12 protein-coding genes are annotated in these 9,177 nt (G+C 61.5%); 2 read left to right on the top strand and 10 right to left on the bottom strand.

Going from position 1 to position 9,177, the window contains the following annotated elements:
• Positions 1 to 60 precede the first annotated feature (60 nt).
• Both CHB97_RS03120 and CHB97_RS03115 read left to right on the top strand, forming a co-directional pair.
• The gene (locus CHB97_RS03120) at positions 61 to 831 is read left to right on the top strand and encodes an ABC transporter permease (RefSeq protein WP_089286449.1); all 771 of its coding nucleotides are present in this window, start codon (positions 61 to 63) and stop codon (positions 829 to 831) included.
• Positions 828 to 1,631 carry an ABC transporter ATP-binding protein gene (locus CHB97_RS03115; protein WP_244559358.1) on the top strand — a complete coding sequence of 268 codons (804 nt, stop codon included), beginning with the start codon at positions 828 to 830 and terminating at the stop codon, positions 1,629 to 1,631. The genes CHB97_RS03120 and CHB97_RS03115 overlap by 4 nt, the downstream gene beginning before the upstream one ends.
• 36 nt (positions 1,632 to 1,667) lie before the next feature.
• Here the strand turns inward: CHB97_RS03115 and CHB97_RS03110 are convergent, their stop codons facing one another.
• The 10 genes from CHB97_RS03110 to CHB97_RS03065 form a co-directional block, all read right to left on the bottom strand.
• Positions 1,668 to 2,873: a DUF2336 domain-containing protein gene (locus CHB97_RS03110; RefSeq protein ID WP_089286448.1), complete on the bottom strand. Its 1,206-nt coding sequence runs from the start codon at positions 2,871 to 2,873 to the stop codon at positions 1,668 to 1,670.
• Positions 2,874 to 2,908: 35 nt separating this feature from the next.
• Positions 2,909 to 3,109 carry a twin-arginine translocase TatA/TatE family subunit gene (locus tag CHB97_RS03105; RefSeq protein ID WP_089286447.1) on the bottom strand — a complete coding sequence of 67 codons (201 nt, stop codon included), beginning with the start codon at positions 3,107 to 3,109 and terminating at the stop codon, positions 2,909 to 2,911.
• A 222-nt stretch (positions 3,110 to 3,331) separates the two neighbouring features.
• Positions 3,332 to 3,628 (bottom strand): energy transducer TonB, encoded by a 297-nt coding sequence (locus tag CHB97_RS03100; RefSeq protein WP_089286446.1) that lies wholly within the window; start codon positions 3,626 to 3,628, stop codon positions 3,332 to 3,334.
• Positions 3,629 to 3,740: 112 nt separating this feature from the next.
• Positions 3,741 to 5,024 (bottom strand): tetratricopeptide repeat protein, encoded by a 1,284-nt coding sequence (locus CHB97_RS03095; protein WP_160105510.1) that lies wholly within the window; start codon positions 5,022 to 5,024, stop codon positions 3,741 to 3,743.
• 178 nt (positions 5,025 to 5,202) lie between these two features.
• Complete coding sequence (locus CHB97_RS03090) at positions 5,203 to 5,637, bottom strand: biopolymer transporter ExbD (RefSeq protein ID WP_089286444.1); 435 nt, start codon at positions 5,635 to 5,637, stop codon at positions 5,203 to 5,205.
• A 45-nt stretch (positions 5,638 to 5,682) separates the two neighbouring features.
• Positions 5,683 to 6,129, bottom strand: a complete 447-nt coding sequence (locus CHB97_RS03085) for a biopolymer transporter ExbD (protein ID WP_089286443.1) — start codon at positions 6,127 to 6,129, stop codon at positions 5,683 to 5,685.
• A 2-nt stretch (positions 6,130 to 6,131) separates the two neighbouring features.
• Entirely contained in the window at positions 6,132 to 7,046 is a 915-nt protein-coding gene (locus tag CHB97_RS03080; protein WP_200819780.1) for a MotA/TolQ/ExbB proton channel family protein, read from the bottom strand.
• 61 nt (positions 7,047 to 7,107) lie between these two features.
• A complete protein-coding gene (locus CHB97_RS03075) occupies positions 7,108 to 7,797 on the bottom strand; it encodes an energy transducer TonB (protein ID WP_089286442.1) in 690 nt (229 codons plus the stop codon).
• A 319-nt stretch (positions 7,798 to 8,116) separates the two neighbouring features.
• The gene (locus CHB97_RS03070; protein ID WP_089286441.1) at positions 8,117 to 8,524 is read right to left on the bottom strand and encodes a hypothetical protein; all 408 of its coding nucleotides are present in this window, start codon (positions 8,522 to 8,524) and stop codon (positions 8,117 to 8,119) included.
• Positions 8,525 to 8,638: 114 nt separating this feature from the next.
• Positions 8,639 to 9,070 (bottom strand): TIGR01244 family sulfur transferase, encoded by a 432-nt coding sequence (locus tag CHB97_RS03065; protein ID WP_089286873.1) that lies wholly within the window; start codon positions 9,068 to 9,070, stop codon positions 8,639 to 8,641.
• Positions 9,071 to 9,177 lie beyond the last annotated feature (107 nt).

Here is a 9,177-nt window from a genome sequence, read left to right as displayed (position 1 = left end):
GGGCGGATGTCAGGGGCTAGCCGTTAACCCATCCGCCCCGCGCCCTGAGAGGTCAGGTTAATGCAGTTCCTTCGTGCGATTGGTCGCGCCACCCTGACCTTCCTGGAAGCGACGGGTCGGCTGGCCCTGTTTACCCTGACGGCCCTGTCGCATTGCGTGCGCCCGCCCTTCTATTTCCGCCATATCGGCCGGCAGATGGTGGAGATCGGCTATTACAGCCTGCCCGTCGTCGGCCTGACCGCCGTTTTCACCGGCATGGTGCTGGCACTACAAAGCTATAGCGGCTTCTCCCGTTTCTCGGCCGAAAGCGCCATCGCCACCGTGGTGGTGCTGTCCATCACCCGCGAGCTGGGGCCGGTGCTGGCCGGCCTGATGGTGGCTGGGCGCATCGGTGCCGCCATGGCGGCGGAGCTGGGCACCATGCGGGTGACGGAACAGGTGGACGCGCTGACCACCCTGTCCACCAACCCCTTCAAATATCTGGTGGTGCCGCGTCTGCTGGCCGGCACCACCATGCTGCCGCTGCTGGTGCTGGTGGCCGATATCATTGGCGTGTTCGGCGGTTATCTGGTGTCGGTCTACCGGCTGGGCTTCAACCCCTCCAGCTACATCAACAATACCTGGCATTATCTTGAATTCATGGATGTGGTGTCGGGGCTGGTGAAGGCCGGTGCCTTCGGCTTCGTCATCTCCCTGATGGGCTGCTACCACGGCTATAACTCGCGCGGGGGCGCGCAGGGTGTGGGGGCAGCCACTACCAATGCCGTGGTTTCCTCCTCCATCCTTATCCTGGTGCTGAATTATCTGCTGACGGGGATCTTCTTCTCATGAGCGAGACACTGGAATTGAACACCGCCATGGAAGTGCCGAAGATCGCCCTGAAAGGTGTGAAGAAGGCTTTTGGTCCCAAGGTCGTGCTGGATGGCGTTGATCTGGAGATCAAGCGCGGCGAAAGCGTCGTCATCATTGGCGGTTCCGGCACCGGTAAATCGGTGCTGCTGAAAAGCATCCTGGGCATCCTGACGCCGGATTCAGGGACGATCCAGATCGATGGCGAGGATACGACCCATATTGGTGGCCGCGACCGCGAACGGGCTTTGGCGAAGTTTGGGATGTTGTTCCAGGGGGCCGCCCTGTTTGACAGCTTGCCGGTCTGGGAAAATGTCGCCTTCGGCCTGATCCAGGGTCATGGGGTGGGCCGCAAGGAGGCGCGGGAACGCGCCATCGCCACGTTGGGTGCCGTCGGCCTGACGCCGGATGTGGCAAACCTGTCGCCATCTGAGCTTTCCGGCGGGATGCAGAAGCGCGTTGGTCTGGCCCGCGCCATCTGCACCAATCCGGAAATCATCTTTTTCGATGAGCCGACCACCGGGCTGGACCCGATCATGGCCGACGTCATCAATGATCTGATCGTGAAATGTGTGAAGGATCTGGGTGCCACTGCCCTGTCCATCACCCATGACATGGCCAGCGCCCGCAAGATCGCCGACCGTATCGCCATGCTCTATAAAGGTAAGCTGATCTGGGTCGGGCCGGTGTCGCAGATCGACAATTCCGGCAACCCCTATGTCGATCAGTTCATCCATGGCCGGGCCGAAGGCCCGATCCAGATGCAGATCAAGGCGTTCTGAAGCCGGTGAGCGACGTCAAACGGCAATGCGGTCGAATTATCGCCGTTTGACGCCGGGGGGTGTGCCCCGCACGGGCACGAATAGTACCCCCGCCTGATCCATTGCCGCGTCGACAAGCTGGTCATCCTTACAATCAAATAATTGCAGGAGCAGATCGTCCATGGCCCGCTCTTCCGACTGACCGCATTTAGCATAGAGGGTGGCCAAAGCCGCTGCTTGATAGTCACTGCGGCCGCTGTCACCGCCAGCATATCCCCTCTCCTGCGCCACCTGATGGGCCAGCAGAAAGGGTTGTTGCAGACGCTTGGGCACATGGGCATGGCCCAACAGGGCGCGCAGCCCCTCCCCCGTCCCATCGGCCAGCAAGGCCGCCACATTACCGGTGGCAACACGGGAGCGAACCGAAAGGCCGGCGGCGAAGAAATCAAAGTCGCCCGCGCAGAGGGCGCGCAGCAGAAGCGGCAAGCCCAGGCGGCCGGAATCGTGCAAATGCACCGCCATGGCACGAGAATCCATGCCCGAACGCCCCAACGGGCGCAGCAGCGCCAATGTGGCGCTGTCACGGCCATGCGCCACCAACTCCTTCACCAGAACGGGGGAGAGATGGTAGCGGTCGATCAACATATCCCGTACCAGATTGGACGCGCCGGCCACCAGCCGTTCGACCACCGAGGCCGGCAGCAATTCACGTCCAGCCAGCGGCTCCGCGATCAGCGGCACATGGGCATAGCGGTCCGCCAGTCCCTGCAAGGTCTTCTCCGACAGGTCCGCGCCGGCATTACCCGCCAGCGTGGCGATGACGGCAAGATTGCCAACCTTGGCCAGGGAGTGACTGACAGTCGCCGACAATGCCCGCCGCGCAGCAATGGCCAGATGCTTGGCCGCATCATCCTGGCCAATCACCTCCAGCAGGATCGAATCTGCCAGACTGTCGGCATGGCGCAGCAGGGGAAAAGCCACCGAAGTGACATCGGTGGCAAGTGCATGGGCAAGCTCATCATTCAGCAGTGGGCTGTTATAGACCTGCCACGCCACCGCCTCGCGCACTTGGAGCACGGTGTCACGGGCCAGCCGCAGCAACAGGTCCCGCGCCGTTTCCTGTGCACCTGGCGCCATAAGGCCAAGCTCCGCCGTCCGCACAATCTTCTGCACCAGAAGAATGCGCGGTTCGGCAGAACGATCCTCGGCCAGATGTTCAACATCCGCCGGGGTTAGAAAAGGATCACGATCCGACATGTCCATGGTGATGGAAGCCGATGTCACACAGGAAACGCCGCTCAGCGCGGCGCGTCGGCGCCCGGCTTGGTCTCGGTCAGCTTGGGATCATCGGCCGGGGCATCGTCGTCGCGCATCCCCTTCTTGAACGCTTTCACGCCCTTGGCCATGTCCCCCATCACATTGGGCAGCTTGCCGGCACCAAATACCAGCAGAACGACAACCAGAACAATAACCCAATGCCAAAGGCTCATCGCGCCCATGGGACTTCTCCCGTTTCAGGTGAAAGCAGTGCCGCTGGCATACAGATAAGGACTTCCAGGCCGGAGGGGAAGACCTTCCGCTGCCAATGACGGAAAAGCTGCCCAGCAATTCAGCAGGAGCTATGGCAGCCACATCTAATCGACATTATAGTTGGACCCCATGGCGCTGGGGCCCATGCTGTTTGGCTGCTTATCCGTGTCTCAGCCATCTGACCATCCGCCCTAGGCTTGGCCCCGCATTTCAAAACGCACGACCAGCCTTTGGCGCGCCCGCTCCCGGATATCCAGCGCCTCGCCGTCTCCCCCCCCCTCCGGCATGTAGCGAAGGCCGGCAGCATAACGCAGCGCCGATTGTTCGAACAAACCGGGCGGAATGGCCTCCACCACGCGGACATCATGGGGCGCGCCATCACTGCCAATCTGAAACTCGACAATGACACGCCCCTCCCGCCGCAGCCGCAGGGCCCGTTCGGGGTAATGCAGTCGTGGACGATAGAGCGGTTCGAATTCCGGCATCATGGATCCGGCAACAGTCGAGCGAAAGGCAACGGCAGAGACAGCCGCAGCCTTTCACACTGATCAGATAAGCAAAGGGGCGGGTGGATTGATCCACCCGCCCCTTCCGGCTGGCTTACTTCTTGGCAGAAGCGGCCAGCAGACTCAGGTGCGCCAGATCGGCGGGGCCGTCGGTGCCCTTGATCTGCTTGGCAGTGGCTTCCGCCTTCGCCTTCTGACCGGCGGCAATGTAGTAGGTCACCAGACGCAAGCGTGCATCATCCGGGTTCTTCAAACCGGTGCCCTTGGCCAGGGCCTGTTCGGTCAGCGTGATTGCCTTGTCATACTGGCCGTAACCAGCATAGGCCTCTGCAACACGCAGCATCGGACCCGGATTACCACCGGCAACGGCCTGCTGTTCGGTCTGGGCCAGCGTCTTCTTGTCCTCGGCCACATTCTTGGCAGCCAAGTCCTTCAGGCGCTGATGGCGTTCGGCTTCCTTGCCCTGACCCAGCAGCTTCAAGGCATAGCCCTTGTCGACAATCACCTGGGCTTCACCGGGGTTACCGGCCTGCAGCGACAGCTGCGCCATCTCCATGATGTCGTTGGTGCTGTCCAGAAGCCCCAGATTATTCTTCAGGCGATAGAAATCGAGTTCCAGACGGTCACGCGCAAAGGTCGGCTTCCGCTGCACACGACTGATCAAGTCGTTCCAATAATCCTTGGTCGGATAATACTGGACCAACTTCTCCAGCGCAGTCGTATAGCCAGCCTCGTTATTGATGGCGTTGTTGGCGGCCGCCAGCAGACGCAAATCATTCTCGTCAGGCTTCTGTCCGGACTTCTCCACCGCAGCGATCTTGGTAGAAACCTCCTTGATCGCGTTGGGATAATCCTTGTTCTGGTAATAGGCCTGCAACAGCAGGGTGCGCATGGTGGCGTCGTTGCCGCCATCCTTGAAATAGCGCTGGGCCCAGGTGATGGCCTTGGCGAAATTCTTCTGCTGATAATATTGCTGGGCAAAAGCCTGCGTGAAGGTCAGCAGCTGAGAGGCCTGCATACGGCCGGAAGCCGCCACCGTCTCGAAGGCCTTTTCAGCAGACGGCGTATCGCCCGCCTGATAGGCGGCGACCAGACGCATCTGCTCGACCATGAAATCTTCGAACGGCGTCTTGTCGGCAACATTATCGGCTTCGCGGATCTTGGCGACAGCTTCCTTGAACTTCTTCGCCTTCATCAGATCCTGGGCTTCGGTCAGCGGCTTGCCAACCTCGGGCCGCACGGTGTCACCAGCGGGCTTGCCCTTCTCCTCCTTGGCCTTCTGCGCAAAGGCATCGGCCGGCGCCATCACGGCAGCGAAGGAGCCAAAGGCGAGAGCCGTTCCCAGCAGGGCGGCCTTGAAGATACGGGTACGGGTCATTGTCTCGATCTCGGATCTCGCATCGGCGCGCGCACACCAAAAGGGGCGCCCACTCCGCCGATCAGGTGAACCATGACGGCCGGCCATCCGACCGCTGAAAACGGATTACATCACGACATGACGGCAGAGATGTGGCGCCGGAACAAAACCCGACGCCACGATCTTCGCTGACGCGATATCAGTCCAGGAACTGTTCGCCGCCAATCAAACTGATCTTGGTCAGACCCAGACGCTGGGCCGACGTAAGAACAGTTGCAACGCTCTTGTACTTCACCAGCTTATTGGACCAGAGGTGAACTTCCGGCTGCGGGTGCTTTGCAGCGGCGATCCTGATCTCCTGCTCCAGTTCAGCGCGCCCGGCAAGGGCGCGGCCGTTCCACAGAACAGTGCCGTCGAAGTCAACCTGAATGGTAACCACCTCAGGCTCCACAGGATTTTCCTGTTGGGGCGGGTTACCGATCGGCATATCCAGCTTCACAGCGTGAGTCTGCACCGGAATGGTGATGATGAGCATCACCAACAACACCAACATGACGTCGATCAACGGCGTCGTGTTCATTTCCGGGCTGACCGCACCCTCTTCACCGCTGCCGCCACCTACACTCATGCCCATGAGGGCCTCCTATCGTATAAGTCCCGAGGGGGAAGGAACTGGCGGTCAAAGACCGCCAGTCGCCATCACGCCCGCGGGGGGCTCGGTAATAAAGCCGATCTTCATGATGCCGGCGCGCTGACAGGTCACAACAACCTTACCAACTGCCTCGTACCGCCCTTCCTTATCACCACGGATGTGGATTTCCGGCTGGGGGTTCAGCACCGCGACTTCCTTCATGCGCTCAAACAGTGCCTTTGTGTCGGGCAACAGACTGGCATTCCAGTAGATGTTGCCGTCAGCATCGACAGCGATGGTCACATTCTCCGGCTTGGTCACAGTCGGCACGTTGGCTTCACTGGGAAGCGTCACGGGTACCGTCTGGATAGCGACCGGAATGGTCAGCAGGAAGATGATCAGCAGAACGAGCATCACGTCCACGAGCGGTGTCGTATTGATCTCCGACACCACCGTTTCTTCATCGCCATCGGCGGGCCCGACGCTCATTCCCATGGTCAGGCGCTCCGGGCGGCGGAGGTCTTCACCTTCTGGCCGGCGATCAGCAGGGCATGCAGATCGGAGGAGAAGTTGCGCAGACGATCCATCACCACCTTGTTACGGCGGGTCAGCCAGTTATAGGCCAGCACGGCGGGCACGGCGACCAGCAGACCGATGGCGGTCATCACCAGAGCGCTACCGACCGGACCGGCAACCTTGTCGATGGAGGCCTGACCGGACAGACCGATATTCACCAGCGCGTTCAGAATGCCCCACACGGTACCGAACAGACCGATGAAGGGAGCAGTGGAACCGACGGAGGCCAGGAAGGACAGACCGCCCTGCAGACGGGCATTGACCGCGTCAACCGAACGCTGCAGCGACATGGTCACCCAGGTGTGCAGGTCGATATGGTCGGTCAGGGCACCATCATGATGCTCGGTGGCACGCAGGCCATCTTCCACCACGCCACGGAAAGCCGAGGTTTCCTTCAGGCGGGTAGCGCCCTCGGCAACCGAACCGGCGGTCCAGAAATCCTTCTCGGCGGCCTTGGCCTGGCTCATCAGGCGGGTCTGTTCGAACAGCTTGGTGATCAGGATGTACCAGGTGCCGGCGGACATGATGACCAGAACAACCAGCACGCCCTGGTCGACCGGGTCACCATGGGCAACGATGGCCTTCAGACCATAGGGGTTCTCGGTGGGGGCGGCCGGAGCTTCAGCGGCCGGTTCAGCGGCGGGGGCAGCGGCCGGCTCAGCGGCAGCCGGGGCAGCGGCCGGAGCGGCAGCCGGATCGGCAGGGGCGGTCGTGGTGGCGGCCGGGGCGGCAGCCGGATCGGTCGCCTGGGCAAAAACCGGGGCCGACAGGGTGGCAACCAGGGCGGCGGCAGCGGCAAGGCGGCTGATACCGCCGAGGGTGAACATCTTGCTCATCGTAGCTCTGCTTTCAGACTTACGTGTTTCGAATGGGATCGATCGGTCTTGCAACTGGCGCTTAGCGCGCATCTTCCAGGCGGAAGGTCAGCGGAACGACCACGGGCAACCAAGCGCCCTGGGTCTTGCCATCAACCGTCGGCGGTTCGCACTTCCAGCGACCGCGCTTGGCTTCCTTCATCCAGGCATTATCAAGCCGTTCAAATCCGCTCGACTTTTCAACCTTGGCATCGGAGATGCGACCATCTTCATTACAATAGAGGCGCATCATCGTCGTACCGGCTTCTTCCAGTCGAATCGACTGGGAGGGATATTCCGGCTTCGACACCGACTTGACGTTCAGCTTGCCACCCGTCGGCGGTGCCGGCGGGGCAGCAGGAGCGGGCGTCGGGGCCGGCGTCGGCGGACGAACTTCCGGCGGCCGCACATTGGTCGTCGCCGCCATCGGCGGATTGGGCGGCGGCGGCTGCGAGATCACAATCTCGGGCGGCGGAACGAACACCTGCGGGGGCGGTTCAAACTGCGGTGGCGGCGGCGGCGGCGGTTCTTCCGGCGGCGGCGGGGGTACGTCCTCGATGATCTTGGTCTCGAGCGGTTCAGTAGCCATCTGAACCACATCGCGGGCAAGACCGGATGCGAGGGCGTAGATCAACCCGATATGCAGGACAACAACCACCGCAATGCCAACCAACCGCCCGGACTTTTGCGGCTGCTGTTGCCGCCGATAGGGCGTTTGCGACAGGTAGGACATCGGTCGGTCACTCGATCCACGGGGGATGGGGCATCCGGCATAGCACACATAGGTGGGTTGAATCATCTGCCGGTCTTATTCAAAGCCGACTTTTTTCAAACCCACCGCCGCGCGCCATGTTCTTGCCAAAAGTCAGTGATACACGCGACCTCCCCGTTGCGAAGGAAGTATCACGCCAAGCAATCACCGCTGTTCGACAAGGTTCCGAATGCGACGGCCTGACAAGTCCGAAGCAGGACTTCAAAGACAGGGCCTGTTACGGGGACAGTTCTTTGCGGGCCGTAGGCAGGCGAAACGCCGTGCAGAAACCCGCTCACTCTCAGCACGGCAAACCGGGCGGCCCGGTGGGGCAGCGTCCGGCTTCACGATGGCGCCCTTCCGGCGTCAGGCCGATGCGAAGGGCACGAACGACGTCGCTGCCACGCAGTGGCAGAGCGTAGAAGAGAGCAATGGCCACCACAAGCAAGGTCGGCAGCAAGGACGGCTCATCACCATCCAGCTGCCGTTCACGCTTGGCGGAGCCATGGGAGCGACTGGAAGTCGGCTCAATTCCCTTATCGGAAAAACGAGGCGACTGCTGCTTATCCTCCGGAGAGAGCGAAAGCAGCGGTACGGCCAGCAGGCTGGAGGCAAAGGATTGCATCGCGGCCCGGGGAAGCAAACTCCCCTGGACCAACGTCACTGTAAACAGGATTGCGAGGAGCCCTTGAGCCCAACTGCGCATCATGTCGCGTGCAGCCTCCACCTACCGGTACCCCGACCGGACCGGTAGCGACACTCGCACAGCGATGCGGCCAACACAATGGCCTTAAGCGTTTTCGCCGTATGATTATCCCGACTTTTAGCGCTGTCGGTCGAGCAGAGGCCGATGAGCGGAAATATCGTAACCCGCAGAGCCAGCTATACGCAATATTTCGTCAATTGAATGCGTTCCCGCTTTCGCTTCAGCGAGTGCCCAGAGAATCGTGCAGCGTGTGCCGCTGCGGCAATGGGCGAGAACGGGGCCGGGTGAAGCTGCAACAGCCCCAGCAAAAGCGGTTGCCGCCTCTGCGCCCAGCGTGGCGCTGGTGACCGGCTGGTGAATATAGGCAAGCCCCAGCGCCTGGGCACGGGCCGCCGCTTCAGCGGCAGTGGGCTGGCCCGGATCTTCGCCATCAGGACGGTTATTGATAATGGTGCGATAACCCGCAGCCTTGATGGCGGCAAGATCATCCAGCGTCATCTGCGGGGCAACCGCGACACCATCGACGAGCGGACGAATATCCAGAGCCATGACAAGCATCACCTGCTGACGGAACCTGCGGACGGGGCCGGGCGTGACGTGATAGGCGGCGCGACGAAGACCCACTGTCGCACTCTATATCGTCACGCCCGTTTCGC

The sequence above is a fragment of the Azospirillum sp. RU38E genome, from assembly GCF_900188385.1.
In the GTDB taxonomy this organism is placed as follows: Bacteria; Pseudomonadota; Alphaproteobacteria; order Azospirillales; family Azospirillaceae; genus Niveispirillum.
Note: the sequence above shows the minus strand (reverse complement) of the source record. Positions and strands in the feature narration are given on the sequence as shown.

Excerpts from the sequence above, each read along its gene's own strand:
- CHB97_RS03120 (WP_089286449.1), top strand. The coding sequence starts at position 61 with ATGCAGTTCCTTCGTGCGATTGGTCGCGCCACCCTGACCTTCCTGGAA.
- CHB97_RS03115 (WP_244559358.1), top strand. The coding sequence starts at position 828 with ATGAGCGAGACACTGGAATTGAACACCGCCATGGAAGTGCCGAAGATC.
- CHB97_RS03110 (WP_089286448.1), bottom strand. The coding sequence starts at position 2,873 with ATGGACATGTCGGATCGTGATCCTTTTCTAACCCCGGCGGATGTTGAA.
- CHB97_RS03105 (WP_089286447.1), bottom strand. The coding sequence starts at position 3,109 with ATGGGCGCGATGAGCCTTTGGCATTGGGTTATTGTTCTGGTTGTCGTT.
- CHB97_RS03100 (WP_089286446.1), bottom strand. The coding sequence starts at position 3,628 with ATGATGCCGGAATTCGAACCGCTCTATCGTCCACGACTGCATTACCCC.
- CHB97_RS03095 (WP_160105510.1), bottom strand. The coding sequence starts at position 5,024 with ATGACCCGTACCCGTATCTTCAAGGCCGCCCTGCTGGGAACGGCTCTC.
- CHB97_RS03090 (WP_089286444.1), bottom strand. The coding sequence starts at position 5,637 with ATGGGCATGAGTGTAGGTGGCGGCAGCGGTGAAGAGGGTGCGGTCAGC.
- CHB97_RS03085 (WP_089286443.1), bottom strand. The coding sequence starts at position 6,129 with ATGGGAATGAGCGTCGGGCCCGCCGATGGCGATGAAGAAACGGTGGTG.
- CHB97_RS03080 (WP_200819780.1), bottom strand. The coding sequence starts at position 7,046 with ATGAGCAAGATGTTCACCCTCGGCGGTATCAGCCGCCTTGCCGCTGCC.
- CHB97_RS03075 (WP_089286442.1), bottom strand. The coding sequence starts at position 7,797 with ATGTCCTACCTGTCGCAAACGCCCTATCGGCGGCAACAGCAGCCGCAA.
- CHB97_RS03070 (WP_089286441.1), bottom strand. The coding sequence starts at position 8,524 with ATGATGCGCAGTTGGGCTCAAGGGCTCCTCGCAATCCTGTTTACAGTG.
- CHB97_RS03065 (WP_089286873.1), bottom strand. The coding sequence starts at position 9,070 with ATGGCTCTGGATATTCGTCCGCTCGTCGATGGTGTCGCGGTTGCCCCG.